This window comes from Streptomyces sp. NBC_00385 (assembly GCF_035917155.1).
GTDB lineage: Bacteria > Actinomycetota > Actinomycetes > Streptomycetales > Streptomycetaceae > Streptomyces > Streptomyces poriferorum.
In genome coordinates this window covers 2,383,708-2,399,479 of sequence record NZ_CP107951.1, presented here as the reverse complement: position 1 = coordinate 2,399,479, position 15,772 = coordinate 2,383,708, and the positions used below count along the sequence as shown (strand labels likewise).

Genomic DNA, 15,772 nt, shown 5'->3' with positions numbered 1-15,772 from the left:
AGCGGCTCGGCCGGTCGGACTGACCCGGCCGGCCGGACCGCTTCGGTTCATCAGACCGCTTCTGCCGTGGAGACCGCAAGATGGAGATCGACCGGAAGATCCTGCCGACGCGTGATGTTGAGCTTGCGGTAGACGCGTGTCAGGTGCTGCTCGACGGTGCTGACGGTGATGTGCAGTTTCAGGGAGATCTCCCGGTTGGTGTAGCCGCTGGCCGCGAGAGTGGCCACCCGGCGCTCGGAGTCGCTGAGCTTCGTGTCGAGATCGGAGCGGAACTCCTCCGGGGCGCCGCGCCGGCGCATCCGGTCCTCCGGACCGAGCTCCGGGCTGAACTCCTCGCACAGCGTCTCGGCACCGCACTCCCGGGCCAGGTTCCAGGCCCTGCGGATCACCGCGTCCGCACGGGCGGGCTCGGCGACCGCCCGCAGGGCGCGGCCCAGCTCCGCGAGTGAACGGGCCAGCTCCACCCGGTCGCCGGACCGGCTGAGCTCATCGACCGACTGATTGAGCAGGGTGAGCCGCTGGCGCGGATCCGAGGTCACCGCGCGTAGACGCAAGCTGATTCCGCGCACCCAGGGCCGGCGCGCGTCCGGGTCGGCGAACTGCTGCTCCACGAGTGTCCTGGCCCGCTGGGTCTCCCCGAGCCGGAACAGTACGTCGGCCGCGTCCGTGCGCCAGGGCAGCACCGCCGGCCGGTCCACGCCCCAGCTCCTGGCGAGCCGGCCCGCTTCCAGGAAGTCGCCCAGGGCGGCGTGAAGCTGATGCGTCGCCAGCAGGTAGAGGCCGCGGGCGCGGAGATAGGCGAGGCCGTGGGTGCTCTTGAACAGCGTGTCCGAGACGGGCTGGTGGAGCTGGCGGGCGACTGCCGCATGGTCCCCCATGAGGGTGCGCGCACGGATCAGGGTGGCGGTCGGGCTCCCGACGAACGCGCTGCTGCTCTGCTCCGGCAGGCAGTCGAGTGCCCGGCACGCGTGCTCCTCGGCGGCGTGCAGATCGCTCAGGCGCAGAAGTACCGCCGCGAGGGCCGAGGAGAACAGGGCCTGCCAGGCGGGTGCCTTCTGCCGCTCGGCCTCGGCGATCAGTTCGCGGCAGCAGGCTGCGGCCTGCTCCGGGTGACCGAAGTAGGCGAGGGACCGCAGCGCCCGCATGACCGGTTCCAGTGTGTCGTCGGTGAGGACGGTCGTGCGCAGGAAGCGTTCGGCGGCCGTGGTCTCCGTGCCGCTCTCGGTTCCGGGCGCGAGCCTTCCCTCCCCGGGCCCTCGCGGGTTCTCGGTCCGGGTGCCGGACACACCGGCGTTCTCGTCCGGGCGGGGTCCGAATCCGGTGCGGTCCTCGCCCCCTGTGCTGCCGGCCACGGTCTCCCGCAGGATCCTGGACGTCACCTCTCCCGCCTCGGCGACCCGGCCCTGACAGGTGAGGAGTTCGGCCAGCGGCGCCAGGCGCTCCGCTGCCAGGCGGCCGGCACGGAGCACCGCGAGCGGAGCGGACAGGTGCTTCTCCGCCCGTCCCGGGTTGACCCGCCAGGTGACGGCCGCGAGCCGGGTCTTGATATCGGCACGCTGCTGCTCGTCACGGCTCAGTTCATGGGCGAGTTCGAGCGCCTGGGTGGCCCGGTCGGGGTCGCTGTGCGTCAGCAGGTCCTCGGTGGCCTCGCGCAGTACGTCCACGGCCCACGGGAGGGCGCTGAGCGATCCGCCCAACTGGGCTGCGGTGATCAGATGTCCGGAAACCCGGGTGACGGATTCGCCCTCCACATGGAGGAGTTCGCCGGTCCGCAGATGCAGGGCGGCCAGCACATCGGCCGGGACCTGATCGAGGACGGCCGTCTGGGTGTGCGGGTGCGGGAAACGGTGACCGCTGAGGATGCCGGAGGCGGACAGGGAGGCGACCGACTGCGCGGCGGTGAAGGCCGGGACGCCCAGGAGTCTGCCGGCCCGTTCCGGGGTGTAGGCGTCGCCCAGCACGGCGAGCGCCGCTCCCAGGTCCAGCATGCGTGGTCCGCTGTGGCGCAGACATGTCAGAACCGCCTGTCCGAACAGCCCGCCCTGCTCGGGGCGGAAGGCATCGCCGGTGGCCGGCGCGGAACGGTACTCCTCCAGGAGGGCGCGCAGCAGCAGCGGGTTGCCCCCGCTGATCGCGTGCAGCTCGCCCGAGAGCGCCTCGCGCGGTGTGGGGCCGGGGGAGGTGGCTGCGACGCGCCGGCACCCCTCGGGGGTGAGCCGCCGCAGCCGGATGCGCCGCACGTTGCGGCTGCGCAGCAGCTCCGTACCGAAGGAGGCGTCCTGGCTGTCTTGGTGCAAGGGTGTCGTGAGCACCAGCAGCATCCGGGTGGAGCGGCTGTGCCGGACGATGTGCTGGAGATAGCGCAGGGAGGCGCTGTCCGCGTGGTGCACGTCGTCGACGGAGATCACGACCGGAGTCGTGCTGCTCAGCCGCTCCAACGCCGCCTGGAACTCGCGCATCGCACTGACCTGCGGTTCTCCGTCCGGTGTGGCGGAGACCTCGGGTAGTGCGCCGGCCGGTGCGTCCCCGGTCAGCTGTCGCATCAGGCCCAGGGGCAGATCCCGTTCGGTCGGTGAACCGAACGCCCGCAGGGTCAGGTCGTCCGCGTCGGCCCATTCGGCGAGGGAGTCGATGAGTTCACTCTTGCCGCATCCCGCGGCTCCCTCGATGACGACGATGCGGGCCGCGCCGCCCCGGCACTCACCGAGTGCGGTGCGCAACGCCCGGACTTCCAGCTCTCTTTCGGCAAATTCCACAGTGTCCCCCGAACCCATGCTGCGCTTCGACCTGTCCCGGCATTGGGAAAACGCCTTGATGGAACGCGTGTGGCGTATATGGAACGCGTGTGCGTACGCTACACGCCTATGAGTGTGGCGCACGCTCGTCGCATCCTCTAGTGGCCACAAGCTGCACGCTCGGCGAAGCGGTGGCACGTTCGGCATCCATTGGTCAACGCTTTCCCATTACAGGCGAGTTGGGTCGGTCTAAGATGCCCCGACGGCTTCGAGGCAAGGGTGGTGCTGTGGGTCACCGTGAAGATCTTCTGGAAGGCGCGAAGCGCTGTCTGCTGGAGAAGGGCTTCGCCCGGACGAGCGCCCGGGACATCGTGGCGGCATCCGGAACCGCCCTGGCATCCATCGGGTACCACTACGGTTCCAAGGACGCCCTGCTGGTTCAGGCCTACGTCCAGGCGATGCAGGAGTGGGCGGACGAGTTCGGCCCGGGCACCGCGATCGGGGCCGATCTCGAATCCGCGTCGTCGCCGATCGAGCGCTTCGAGCTGGTCTGGAACCGCATCGTCGAGATCTTCCCCGAGCGCAAACCCCTGTGGGCGCTGAGCGTGGAGGTCGCCGTGCATGCCGAGAATCTGCCGCAGATGCGCGAAGGGCTCTCCAGGGCCCAGCCGTTCGGCTGGTCGGCGCTGGTGGCGCTCTTCCACGGCGTGGACGAGAGCGAGGTCGACGAACAGATGGCGGTCACCCTCGGCCGGTTCTACGCCGCCCTGCTCAACGGCGTGATGTCGCTGTGGCTGTTCTCGCCGGAGACCGCGCCCTCGGGGCGTGATCTGGCCGAGGCGATGAGGTCGATTCTGGTACTGCATCAGGGCGCCGCCGCCGGTGCCGGCCCGGCCGCCTGAACGGGGTGGCCGCAACGGCCGGGAAGAGGGCCGGCGGCCGGCGCCTGGAGGGGCAGGTCGTGCGTCGCGGCGCGCTCAGGGCTCGTCGCGGACCAGGCCGGCGTCCCGCAGCTCGCTGACCCAGATGTCCATGTCGGTGCGGGTGTTCTCCGGGTCCGTACACCACAGTTCGGCCAGCATCTCGGCCGCCGGGCCGAGTTGGCCGTTGTGCTGGCGCAACGCGATCCACATGGCTGCGGCGACGGGGCTGCACCGGTAACTGGCGCCGTCCTCCGCGGTGAGGAATTCGAGGTACCCGTCCTCGGTCACGCGCGACGTGACGCCGTTCTCTGGTCGTACCGGCACTCTGGCCTCCGTAGTCGATAGCCGGTCGGTGACGGCCAACCATGGGAAGGAGGCGTGACCGTGTACACGGGGCGGGGATGGGGGTGTCTGCCCGGGCGGTGCGTTTGCCGGCGCCGACCGGGGCTGCCTCGCACATCGGCTCTTGAGGGCAGGCTGCCCGATGCCGCGATAGACGTTAGTCTAGTACGGTCGTCTAGATTCTGGTGAGGGAAGCGCAACTCTGTCCGGAATACATTGCCCGGTACATGAAGTACGCCTGCCCCGGAAGTGGTTCCGGGGCAGGCGGGAGCGGGTCCGGGAAGGGATGCCGGTCGTCGGCGCCCCATAGGGAGTCACCCGTGTGTGACCGGGAGCGACGGCCGGACGGTCCGCCGTTCCCCGCCGTTCACGTTCCGACCGTCAGCGCGCTCGTGCGGGCGCGGATCAGGTCGAGGACCTGGGCCACATGGGAGTCGAGGTAGAAGTGGCCGCCGGGGAACACCTTCAGCTCGAACGACCCGGTGGTGTGCTCGCGCCATCCGGCCGCCTCGTCGACCGTCACCTGCTGATCGGTGTCACCGACGAGCGCCACGACGTCCAGGCCGAGCGGCGGACCCGGTCGGTAGCGGTAGGTCTCCGCGGCCTTGTAGTCGCTGCGGATCGCCGGAAGGATCATGCGCAGGATCTCGGGATCGCCGAGCACCGCGGCATCCGTGCCGCTCAACTGGGTGATGTCGGCGATGAGGCGGTCGTCGTCCGCCAGATGCACGCGCTCGTCGCGCACCCGGGAGGGTGCCCGGCGGCCGGAGGCGAACAGCGCCACCGGTGATGTCCCCGCGGCCTCCAGCCGGCGGGCCACCTCGAACGCGAGCGTGGCCCCCATGCTGTGGCCGAACAGGGTCAGGGGCAGGTCCTTCCAGGGGCCCAGCTCCTCCACGACGAGATCGGCAAGCTTCTCGATGTCCTCGACGCAGGGTTCCTGCCTCCGGTCCTGGCGGCCCGGGTACTGGATCGCGAGAACGTCGATCGCCGGGGACAGCGCACGCGCCACCGGGAAGTAGTAGGTGGCCGATCCGCCCGCGTGCGGGAAGCAGACCAGGCGGGTGCGGGCCTCGGGCGCCGGATGGAAACGCCGGATCCAGGGTCCGGTCTCCCGTGAGTCGTCCCTCATCAGTCCTGTACATCCTTCGTCTGCGGCTGTGACTGTGGCTGTGGTCGTCGGGTCGGGTCCGGCGGGGGCCGGCGCCCTCGCCTCATCGTGCCGCCCAGCTTCCGGGGGGCCGGTAGTGAAGGGGCGTGCTCCACCGGGGCGCCGTGCCCCGACCGGTTCCCGGGCCGTCCGCCGGGGCGCGGCGCAGGCTCAGCAGTGCGGCGGTCACCGCGGCGATCTCCTCGGCGGACGGCACGCCGCCGAGGAAGCGCAGCGCCGGTCCGGCGCGGTCCGGGTCCGCGGCTCCGGATGCGGGGGAGCAGGGGGCAGTGGTCATGGTTCGGTCACTCCTCACAGGGCTCAGGTCGGGGGGTTGCCGTGCTTGCGGGCCGGGACAGGCGCGTCCTTGGTCCGCAGCATCGCCAGGGAACGCACCAGCACCGCGCGGGTCTCGGCCGGATCGATCACGTCGTCGACCAGGCCGCGCTCGGCCGCGTAGTACGGGTGCATCAGCTCCTGCTGGTACTCCTTGATCCGCTGCTCGCGGGCCGCCGCGGGATCCGGCGCGGCGGCGATCTCCCGGCGGAAGACGATGTTCGCCGCGCCCTCCGCGCCCATCACCGCGATCTCGTTGGTCGGCCACGCGAAGGAGAGGTCGGCTCCGATGGAACGCGAGTCCATCACGATGTACGCCCCGCCGTACGCCTTGCGCAGGATGACCTGGACGCGGGGAACGGTCGCGTCGCAGTAGGCGTAGAGCAGCTTCGCGCCGTGCCGGATGATTCCCTGGTGCTCCTGGTCGGTGCCCGGCAGGAAGCCCGGCACGTCGACCAGGGTGATCAGGGGGATGCTGAACGCGTCGCAGGTCTGGACGAACCGAGCCGCCTTTTCCGAGGCGTGGATGTCCAGCACCCCGGCCTGCGCCGCGGGCTGGTTCGCCACGATGCCGACCGTGTGGCCGTCCAGCCGGGCGAGCGCGCAGATGATGTTGGTGGCCCACTGCGCGTGGACCTCGAAGAAGTCCTCGTCATCGACGATCTCCCGGATCACCGCGCGCATGTCGTACGACTGGTTGGCGTGATGGGGCACCAGGCTCAGCAGCGCCTCGCACCGCCGGTCCGCAGGGTCGTCGGTCGGTGCCTCGGGCGGGAGTTCTCGGTTGTTCGCGGGCAGCAGCGAGAGCAGGTGCCTGACTTCTTCCAGGCACTCCGCCTCGTCGTCGTACACGAAGCCGGCCGCGCCGGAGACCGTTCCGTGGACCTCCGCCCCACCGAGCTGCTCGTGCGTCACGCGTTCGTTGGTGACGGCCTGGACCACATCCGGCCCGGTGATGTACATCTGCGAGATGTCCCGCACCATGAAGACGAAGTCGGTGAGCGCCGGCGAGTAGGTGGCACCGCCCGCGCACGGCCCGAGGATCACGCTGATCTGGGGGATCACCCCGGAGGCCCGTACGTTGCGGCGGAAGATCCCGCCGTATCCGGCGAGCGCCGTCACACCCTCCTGGATCCGGGCCCCGGCACCGTCGCTCAGCCCCACCAACGGCGCGCCGGACGAGATCGCCAGGTCCATCACCTTGTGGATCTTCTGCGCGTGCGCCTCGCCCAGCGAGCCGCCGAAGACCCTGAAGTCGTGCGCGTACGCGAACACCGTACGTCCGTGCACCAGGCCCCATCCGGTGATCACCCCGTCCCCGCTCGGCCGTCGGTGCTCCAGGCCGAAGCCCGTGGACCGGTGCCGCCGCAGCGACTCCACCTCCTGGAACGTCCCCGCGTCGAAGAGCAGCTCCAGCCGCTCGGGTGCGGTCAACTTGCCCCGTGCGTGCTGCTGTTCCGTGGAGCGAGGACCCATTCCCTCGCGTGCCGCGCTCTTCAGCTCCGCCACCTGAGCCACCAGCGAGCGCAGATCGGGCCGGAACTCCGTCGAGTCGTTACCGCCGTTGTCCGACGGGGCGTCCTGAATCACTGTCATGGTCCCACCCACCCAAGGCTTGACGGTGCGCGGTGGCTGCTCGCACCGGCGCCGGAATCGGGATAACCGTCCCTCATTGAAGACCCGGTGCGATCCCCGTGCCCTCCCCTAAGTTGTCCGGCACCCCCCTAGGACTTCTCGTTCGGAGGCCCGGAGACCCGACAGCCGTCGCCACCTCACGGCCCGCGGGCAGGCCCCCGCCCGCCCGCCGGCCCGGCCGCTTCGGACCCAGGACCCTTAGGGGCTCTACGGGGCCTCGCCGGGTGGAGGCGAAGTGCCTTTACACCACCTGGGTTGCGGGGTGTCCAGCGTCCGGCACAAGTGGCTGTCAACGGAATTGGGACCCGCGAACCTTAGGGGTTTTGGCAGCGACGGGCAGACCTCAGCCTGGATCCCGACCGGTTCGGAAACGAAGCGCCCGACGGGCTGATCGCTCCGGAACGACGTGCTGAAGGGCAGGACACCATGAGACACGACTTCCGCACCGGCGGTGCGCTGGTCTTCCCCGGCATGAGCCCCACACGCTTCCAGGACTCGGCCAAGTTCATGCTGATCAACCCGGTGGCCCGGCGGCTCGTCGCCGAGGCCGACGAGGCGCTCGGCTACTCGCTCGTCGACCGCTACCGCGACACCGAGGGCGACTACAGCGAATACGCGCAGGTCGCCTTCCTCGTCAACTGCCTGGCCCTCGCCGAGTGGGCGCAGGACCGGTTCGACCCGCAGCCCGCGCTCTGCGTCGGCCCCAGCTTCGGCGGAAAGACCGCGGCGGCCCACACCGGCGTCCTGGACTTCGCCGACGCGGTCCGCCTGACCGCCGGCTGGGCCAGGCTCCTGGAGTCCTGGTTCGCCGAGAACCACCGGGACGTCGTCACCCACTCCTTCACGCGCGTCCCGCGCCCCGAACTGGACCGGGTGCTCGCCGAACTCGACGAGCGCGGTGAGTGGTACGAGATCGCCTGCCACGTCGACGAGGACTTCTACATGGTGTCGCTGCGCGAGACCGTGCTGGAGTGGCTCGGCAAGCGGCTGCGTTCGGTCGGGGGCCTGCCGCTGTACACGATGCGCCCGCCCATGCACGCGAGCGTCTTCGAGCCCCTGCGCCGGCGGGCCGAGGAGGAACTCTTCGCCCCGCTGACCTTCCACGATCCCCGGATACCGGTCGTCGCCGACCAGGACGGCGCCCTGCTGACCACCGGCGACGAGGTCCGCACCATGCTGCTGGACGGCTTCGTCCGTCCGGTCCGCTGGCCCGCCGTCGTCGACGCCCTGCGCAGCCACGGCGTCGGCAAGCTGTACGTCGCCGGGCCGGACAGCCTCTTCGGCCGGGTTCCCGTCACCACCGGGAACTTCGACGTCGTCGCCGTGGACCCGAGGACGGCCCTCCAGCCCGTCCGCCGCAGCCTCGCCGCCTGAGCGAAGCCGGGGCACCCCGGACCCGACGCACCTCCGGTGGGACGCGCCCAGGCCGGCGCCGCGCCCCTGCCGCCTGCACCAGGACCGGCCGAGGACTTTCGAGTGAGAGGTACACCATGACCCTTCTGACCAGGACCGACCTGGGATTCGCCTATCTGCAGCTGACCGGGTCGGTCTGGCAGGAGCCGGTGCGGTACACGCTGGAGGAACGCCTGGCGGCGCTGGCCGAGAACAACTGTGTCTCGATGGGCATGAGCGTCGAGGAACTGGAGGCGTTCCTCGCCGACCACTCGGCGGACAAGCTGCGCGGCCTGCTCTCCGAGTACGGGGTCCGGCTGCACGAGCTGGAGGTCCTGTTCGGCTGGAACGCAGGACCGGAGGAGAGCGGCCCCGCCCTGGAGTCGGAGACCCGCCTCTTCGAGCTGGCCGTGCTGGCCGGCATCCCCACCGTCAAGTCCTGCGCCGTGTACCCGACCGGTGTCGAGATGCCGCCCACCGAGGTCCTCGCCGAGCGTTTCGGCGCGATGTGCGACCGTGCGGCCGCACGCGGGCTGGACATCTCCCTCGAAGCCATGGCCGTGATGCCCGGCTTCACCTACCAGGTCGCCTCCGACGTCATCGTGGCCGCCGACCGTCCCAACGCCGGTCTGCTCATCGACATGTGGCACCTCTTCCGCGACCCGACGGGCCTCGGCGCGGTCGACCAGCTCACGGGCGCGCAGATCGCCGGCGTGGAGTTCGGGGACGCCCCGAGCACCCCGTCCCCCGACGTCATGAACGAGGTCCTCAGCGGCCGCCTGCTGCCCGGCGACGGCGACTGCGACATCACCGGGCTGCTGCGCACGCTGGACGCCAAGGGCGTCGACGTCACCCCGTCCGTGGAGGTCCTCTCCGCCGACCTGCGGGCGCTGCCGCTCAGCGAGAACATCGCCCGCACCGCCGCCGCCGTACGCGCCTCCCTCGAGAAGGCCCGTGGCTGAGAGCGCCGCCCCCTACCCACCGAGCGCAGAGACCTCTGGAGAAGGAACCATGTCCGATCTCGTCGACGCATGTCCGCACGCCCAGCCCCGCCCGTTCCCCCTGGAGCGCACCGGCTGCCCCCTGGACCCCGCACCGGAGTACGCGGTGCTGCGGGAGACCGAGCCGGTCTCCCGGGTCAAGCTCAAGTTCAACGGCCGTGAGGCCTGGCTCCTCACCCGGTACGAGGACGTCCGGCAGATGCTGGTCGACCCGCGGTTCAGCTCCAACATGGCCGACCCCGGCTACCCGCTCCAGTTCCACTTCCCCATGGAACTCCTCGGCAAGGTCAAGCCGGCCCTGCTCCACATGGACCCGCCGGAGCACACCGCGCACCGCATGATGCTGATGCCGGAACTCAGCGTGAAGCGCGTCGAGGCGATGCGGCCGCGTACCCAGGAGATCGTCGACGAGTGCGTCGACGCGATGCTGGACGGGGGCGGCCCGGTGGACCTGGTCTCCATGCTGTCGATGCCCGTGCCGTCCATCGGAATGTGCGAGCTGACCGGCGTGCCGCACGAGTCGCGTGACCTGTTCCACCGCTGGGTCACCCTCCTCGTCACCCAGGGCAGCGCCGAGGAGCACGCCTCGGCCAACGCCGAGGTCGAGGTGCTGCTCTACGAGCTCATCGCCGAGCGGCAGAAGAACCCCGGCGACGACCTGATCAGCAGCCTGCTCCAGCGCAACGACCAGAAGAACGAGCTGGAACCGTCCGACATCAGCGCCCTGGTACGGGCCATGATCGCCGCCGGTCACGAGAGCACCGTCAACGGCATCACCATCGGCACCCTGGTCCTCCTCCAGCACCCCGAGCAGGCCGACTGGCTGCGCGCGCACCCCGAAATGTCGGGCCAGGCCGTCGACGAGCTGTCGCGCTACTCCAGCATCTCCGATCACGGCACCGTCCGCGTCGCCCTGGAGGAAGCCGAGATCGGCGGCCAGCTGATCCGCAAGGGCGAGGGCGTCATCTGCTCGCTCTCCGCCTCCAACCACGACCCGGCGGTCTTCAAGGACCCCAACACCCTCGACCTGACCCGCCGCGAGGCACGCCACAACGTGGCCTTCGGCTTCGGACGCCACCAGTGCGCGGGCCAGATGCTCGTCCGCATGCAGCTGGAGGTCGTCTTCACGACCCTGCTGCGTCGCATCCCCGGACTGCGTCTCGACGCGGCCCTGGACGAACTGCCCTTCAAGGCCAACGCCCTCATCGACGGCGTCCACGAGCTGCCGGTGACCTGGTAAAGGAGTTTTCCATGCGTGTGATCGTCGACAAAGAGCGTTGTGTCGCGGCCGGTTCCTGTGTGATCACGTCACCCGCCGTCTTCGACCAGAACGACGAGGACGGCAAGGTGGTCCTGCTGATCGAGACGCCGGACGACAGGCTGCGCGAGGAAGTCCTGGAGTCCGTCAACGTCTGCCCGGTCGGGGCACTGAGCATCGCCGACTAGGGAGCGACCACCCCCCCCCGGAATCCGGGGCACGGGCCCGCCCCCTCCGGGTCCGTGCCCCGGCCGCACCGGGACCTCCCCACACCCCCAAGAGCCGGGCCCCGTCGTGCGACGGTGCGGTCCGCTCGCCACCCACTCCCGAAAGCGACGTTGGAACCGTGGAGAATCCGAACACCACTTGCGCGCCGACGGCGCACGGGAACGGCGGGACGGTCCATTCCCTGCTCGACGACGCGGCCGCGGACACCCCGGACGGGCAGTGTCTGCACGACGCCGCCGGCGAGGTGACGTACCGGCGGATGGCCGAACTCAGCCACGGCTTCGCCGTCTGGCTCAGCGAGCAGGGCGCGGCACGCGGTGACCGGCTGCTCGTGCAGCTCCCCAGCCGGCGCGAGCTGGTGGCCATGGTCTACGGGGCCTCGCGCCTCGGTGTGATCCTGGTGCCGCTCAACCCCGCGATGAAGGAGTACCACCTGCGGTCCGTCATCGAGGACGCCGAACCCTCCCTGGTCATCGGCGACGGCCCCACCACCGAGGTGCTCGGCCGGGCCGCCGCTCTTCCCGTGCACGACCTCGCGGCGATCTGGCCCCACGTCGAGGAGGCCGCGGGCCGCCCGGCGCCGCCGCCCCGCGGCATCAGCGCGGACGACACCGCGTTCCTCGTCTACACCTCCGGCAGCACCGCCGCCCCCAAGGCGGTCGTGTGCCCGCACGCTCAGGTCACCTTCGCCTCCCGCGCCATCCAGGAGGTGCTGGGCTACCGTCCGGACGACGTCGTCTTCTGCCGCTTCCCGATCTCCTGGGACTACGGCCTGTACAAGGTGCTGCTCGCCTGCCTGGGACGCTCCCAACTGGTCCTGGACGGTGGTGAGTCCGACCTCGTGCTGCTGCGGCGGATGCGGGAGACCGGCGCCACCGTGGTCCCCATCGTGCCGTCGCTGGCCACGATGATCGGCACCCTCGCCGCACGCGACGCGCAGGACCCGCCCCCCGTGAGGATGTTCACCAACACCGGCGCGGCGCTCCCCGACCACGCGGTCAGCGCCCTGCGCGAGGCGTTCCCCGGAGTACGGGTGGTCCGCCAGTTCGGCCAGACCGAGTGCAAGCGCGTCAGCATCATGCCGCCGGACCAGGAACACGAGCGTCCCGGGTCGGTGGGGCTGCCGCTCCCCGGCACCACCGTCCTGATCCTTGACGCGGAGGGCCGGTCCCTCCCGGCGGGCGAGACCGGCGAGATCGTCGCCGTGGGACCGCACGTCATGCCCGGCTACTGGCGCCGCCCCGAACTCTCGGCGCGCACCTTCCGCCCCGACCCGGACACCGGGGCGCCGCGGCTGCACACCGGCGACTACGGCCGGCTCGACGAGGACGGCTACCTCTACTTCGAGGGCCGCCGCGACGACATGTTCAAGCGCAAGGGCATCCGGATGAGCACGGTGGAGATCGAGGCCGCCGCCATGGACATCCCCGGCGTGCGCACCGCCACGGCGCTGCCGCCCACCGACACCCGCGACCTGGTCATCTTCGCCGAGACCGATCTGGCCCCGCACACCGTTCTGAAGGAACTGGCCGAGCGTCTGGAGTCGGCCAAGGTGCCCGCCCTGTGCCGCGTCCTGGACGAACTGCCGCTGAGCCTGCACGGGAAGAACGCCCGGCAGGTACTGACCGAGATGATCGACGGGGAAGGGCGATGAGCCGATACCAGGCACTGGCCGAACGCTTCGGCACACCTCTGTACGTGTACGACCTCGACGAGGTCGACGCGGCACGTCAGCAGCTGTTCGACGCCCTGCCCGAGGAGTTCACCCTCTTCTACGCCCTCAAGGCCAACCCGCACCCGGGTCTGGTCCGGGCCCTGCGTGAGGGCGAAGGCCGCCACTGCCGGCCCGAGATCAGCTCCACCGGCGAGCTGGAGTCCGCCCTCGCCGCCGGGTTCCGCGGCGAGGACTGCCTCTACACCGGTCCCGGCAAGACCCCGGGCGAGCTGGCCGAGGCGATCCGGCTGGGGGTCCGCGTCTTCTCCACCGACTCGGTCTCCGACGTCCGCCACGTGGCCGCCGCCGCCCTGGCGAACGGTGCGACCGCCGACTGCCTGCTGCGCGTCAACAGCGCCACCGCCAGCGCCACCAGCAGCATCCGGATGACCGGCACCCCCTCGCAGTTCGGCTTCGACAGCGAGACCCTGGCCGGTGTCCTCCCCGAGCTGCGCACGATCGCGGGCGTCCGCATCACCGGGATGCACTTCTTCCCGCTGAGCAACGCCAAGGACGAGGAGAGCCTCGTCGGCGAGTTCCGGCACACCATCGAGCTGGCCGCCCGCCTCCAGGACGAACTGGACCTTCCCCTGCGCTTCCTCGACATCGGCGGCGGCTTCACCGTGCCGTACGCCGTTCCCGGTGGCCGAGGCGTGTACCCCAAGCTGCGCGGCGAACTCGCGGCCGCGCTGGACACCCACTTCCCGCAGTGGCGGACCGAGGGCCCCGAGCTCGCCTGCGAGTCGGGCCGCTACCTCGTCGGGGCGAGCGGCACGCTGGTCGCCTCGGTCAGCAACGTCAAGGTCAGCCGCGGCCGCAAGTTCGTCATCCTCGACGCGGGCATCAACACCTTCGGCGGCATGTCGGGCCTCGGCCGGCTGCTGCCCGTCGCCGTGGGGACCGAATCGGGGGAGTGCGTCGAATCCGCCAGTCTGGTCGGCCCGTTGTGCACCCCCGGTGACATCCTCGGCCGTGAGATAGACCTGCCGGCACTCGCCCCGGGCGACCTGGTGACGATCCCCAACGCCGGTGCCTACGGGCCGACCGCCAGCCTGCTGATGTTCCTGGGCCGCCCGGCCCCCACCGAGGTGGTGGTGCGGGGCGACGCGGTGCTGTCCGTCTCCCGGATCGAGCACAGCCGCTCCTACGCGGCCGTGGACGGAACGTCCGCCCACACCGCTGCGGGAGAGGCGGAGTGAGCGCCGGCCTGATGCACGGCGCCACGCGCACCGTGAGCCCGGCGGGCGCCCGGCGCGGCACCGTCGTCGTCACGACCGTGGCCTCCGACTCGCACACCTGGAACCTCGTCTTCCTCCAGCTGCTCATCGAGGAGCTGGGCTACGAGGTGATCAACCTCGGCCCGTGCGTCCCGGACCGGGTCCTCGTCGACGCCTGCCGGGAGACTGCCCCCGACCTGGTGGTGATCAGCAGCGTCAACGGGCACGGCCACCAGGACGGCCTGCGCGTCATCGACGCGCTGCGCGCCTGCGGTGAACTGGCCTCCACCCCGGTGGTCATCGGCGGCAAGCTCGGCGTCGCCGGACAGCAGAGCGACGCGGCGATCGGTGAGCTGATGTCCGCCGGATTCGACGCCGTCTTCGACGACTCCTCCACCACCACGAGGGAGTTCAGCCGGTTCGTCGGCGCGCTGTCCACGGCGGCCCGTCCCCTGGAACGTACCGAGGTCGTGGCGTGAGACCGGGCGCGCACCCGCTCCGGCGGACGGCCGAGGGCGCGCGCCCGGTGGACTTCGGAGCCTTCGTCCGAGCGAGAAGCCGGACCGGCGACCTGGTGGTCCAGCCCCGCATGGGGTTCAGTGACCCCGCCACCATGCGCGCGGGACTGGCCGCCACCAGCGCCGCCGACGCCACGACGGTCGGCACCATCACCCTCGACAGCTATACGAGGGTCGGTGAACTCACTGCCGTGGACGAGGCGTTGAGCTCGGGTGCGAAGCTCAACGGATACCCCATCGTCACCTACGACCGGGCCGTGACCGGGCAGGTCCTCGCGGGCATCAGGGACGAGACGTTCCCGGTCCAGGTCCGGCACGGATCGGCGGTTCCCGGGGACATCTTCGCCGCGCTGCGCAGGACGCTGATCAATGCCACGGAGGGCGGCCCCGTCTCCTACTGCCTCCCCTACGGGCGTACTCCGCTGGACGAGTCCGTACGGAACTGGGTCCGCTGCACCGAGGATTTCGCGCAGCTGCGGGAATCGGGAGTGGAACCCCATCTGGAGACGTTCGGCGGCTGCATGCTGGGGCAGTTGTGCCCCCCTAGTCAGCTGGTGGCGATCAGTGTGCTCGAAGCGCTGTTCTTCTGCCAGCACGGAATACGCAGTGTGTCCCTCAGTTATGCCCAGCAGACCCATCCGGGCCAGGACCGGGAAGCGGTCGCGGCTCTGCGGCGGCTCTGCGGCGAATTGCTTCCGACCACCAACTGGCACGTGGTCATCTATGCCTACATGGGCGTGTACCCGACCACGGACGAGGGCGCCTACCGGCTGCTCGACGAGGCGACGCGGCTCGCTGTCACCTCCGGTTCGGAGCGGCTCATCGTCAAGACCGTGGCGGAGTCCCGCCGGATCCCGACCGTCGCGGAGAACGTCGCCGCACTCGAGGCGGCGGCCCTGACCGCGAAGGCGGCGCGGTCCGGCGGCCCGGCCCCCGCCGAGTCCGACTCGCAGACGTACCTGGAGGCCAGAGCGTTGGTCGAGGGCGTACTCGAACTGTCCTCCGACATCGGGCACGCATTCGAACTCGCCTTCAGGCAGGGGGCCCTGGACATCCCCTACTGCCTGCACCCGGACAACCACGGACGGGCCCGCAGCTACATCGACGGCGACGGCCGGCTGCGGTGGGCCGGCACCGGGAGGCTGCCGCTGGCCGGGCTCGTCGGCCCGGCCCGTACCCGCGAGGTCACCGCGTCGGGACTGATCGCCGACCTCTCCTACGTACAAAGGGCGTTCGACAGGCCGGCGATGGAATCCGGTGGTGTCCGGCACCGTGACCGCGCGGATATCGCGCCGCCGGATTCCGGTTCCTCTTAGGGGGGCT

The 15,772-nt window shown here is 70.7% G+C and carries 14 protein-coding genes; 9 read left to right on the top strand and 5 right to left on the bottom strand.

Annotated elements, in window-relative coordinates:
• Positions 1-50: 50 nt before the first annotated feature.
• On the bottom strand, positions 51-2,756 hold the full coding sequence (locus tag OG959_RS10300) for an AAA family ATPase (protein ID WP_326657862.1): 2,706 nt from the start codon (positions 2,754-2,756) through the stop codon (positions 51-53).
• A 266-nt stretch (positions 2,757-3,022) separates the two neighbouring features.
• On the opposite strand from OG959_RS10300, the gene OG959_RS10295 reads away from it, so the two are divergent.
• Positions 3,023-3,637 (top strand): TetR/AcrR family transcriptional regulator, encoded by a 615-nt coding sequence (locus tag OG959_RS10295; protein WP_326657861.1) that lies wholly within the window; start codon positions 3,023-3,025, stop codon positions 3,635-3,637.
• Between the two features lie 75 nt (positions 3,638-3,712).
• Here OG959_RS10295 and OG959_RS10290 read toward each other — a convergent pair whose 3' ends face one another.
• The 4 genes from OG959_RS10290 to OG959_RS10275 form a co-directional block, all read right to left on the bottom strand.
• Complete coding sequence (locus OG959_RS10290) at positions 3,713-3,982, bottom strand: PqqD family protein (RefSeq protein ID WP_326657860.1); 270 nt, start codon at positions 3,980-3,982, stop codon at positions 3,713-3,715.
• Between the two features lie 385 nt (positions 3,983-4,367).
• Entirely contained in the window at positions 4,368-5,132 is a 765-nt protein-coding gene (locus OG959_RS10285) for a thioesterase II family protein (protein WP_326657858.1), read from the bottom strand.
• Positions 5,133-5,214: 82 nt separating this feature from the next.
• The gene (locus OG959_RS10280; protein WP_326657857.1) at positions 5,215-5,448 is read right to left on the bottom strand and encodes an acyl-CoA carboxylase epsilon subunit; all 234 of its coding nucleotides are present in this window, start codon (positions 5,446-5,448) and stop codon (positions 5,215-5,217) included.
• Positions 5,449-5,471: 23 nt separating this feature from the next.
• A complete protein-coding gene (locus OG959_RS10275) occupies positions 5,472-7,082 on the bottom strand; it encodes an acyl-CoA carboxylase subunit beta (RefSeq protein ID WP_326657856.1) in 1,611 nt (536 codons plus the stop codon).
• 546 nt (positions 7,083-7,628) lie between these two features.
• Here OG959_RS10275 and OG959_RS10270 point away from each other — a divergent pair.
• The 8 genes from OG959_RS10270 (at position 7,629) to OG959_RS10235 (ending at position 15,765) form a co-directional block, all read left to right on the top strand.
• The gene (locus OG959_RS10270; protein ID WP_326666313.1) at positions 7,629-8,495 is read left to right on the top strand and encodes an ACP S-malonyltransferase; all 867 of its coding nucleotides are present in this window, start codon (positions 7,629-7,631) and stop codon (positions 8,493-8,495) included.
• A gap of 116 nt (positions 8,496-8,611) precedes the next feature.
• Complete coding sequence (locus tag OG959_RS10265) at positions 8,612-9,475, top strand: sugar phosphate isomerase/epimerase family protein (RefSeq protein ID WP_326657855.1); 864 nt, start codon at positions 8,612-8,614, stop codon at positions 9,473-9,475.
• Between the two features lie 49 nt (positions 9,476-9,524).
• Positions 9,525-10,754, top strand: a complete 1,230-nt coding sequence (locus OG959_RS10260; RefSeq protein ID WP_326657854.1) for a cytochrome P450 — start codon at positions 9,525-9,527, stop codon at positions 10,752-10,754.
• 11 nt (positions 10,755-10,765) lie between these two features.
• Positions 10,766-10,960, top strand: coding sequence for a ferredoxin (locus tag OG959_RS10255; RefSeq protein WP_018551427.1), 195 nt, complete (start codon positions 10,766-10,768; stop codon positions 10,958-10,960).
• A gap of 158 nt (positions 10,961-11,118) precedes the next feature.
• A complete protein-coding gene (locus OG959_RS10250) occupies positions 11,119-12,654 on the top strand; it encodes an AMP-binding protein (protein WP_326657853.1) in 1,536 nt (511 codons plus the stop codon).
• Complete coding sequence (locus OG959_RS10245) at positions 12,651-13,913, top strand: type III PLP-dependent enzyme (RefSeq protein WP_326657852.1); 1,263 nt, start codon at positions 12,651-12,653, stop codon at positions 13,911-13,913. Before OG959_RS10250 ends, OG959_RS10245 begins: the two co-directional genes overlap by 4 nt.
• Positions 13,910-14,410: a cobalamin B12-binding domain-containing protein gene (locus OG959_RS10240; RefSeq protein ID WP_326657851.1), complete on the top strand. Its 501-nt coding sequence runs from the start codon at positions 13,910-13,912 to the stop codon at positions 14,408-14,410. Before OG959_RS10245 ends, OG959_RS10240 begins: the two co-directional genes overlap by 4 nt.
• Positions 14,407-15,765 carry a methylaspartate mutase gene (locus OG959_RS10235; protein ID WP_326657850.1) on the top strand — a complete coding sequence of 453 codons (1,359 nt, stop codon included), beginning with the start codon at positions 14,407-14,409 and terminating at the stop codon, positions 15,763-15,765. The genes OG959_RS10240 and OG959_RS10235 overlap by 4 nt, the downstream gene beginning before the upstream one ends.
• Positions 15,766-15,772: the final 7 nt, after the last annotated feature.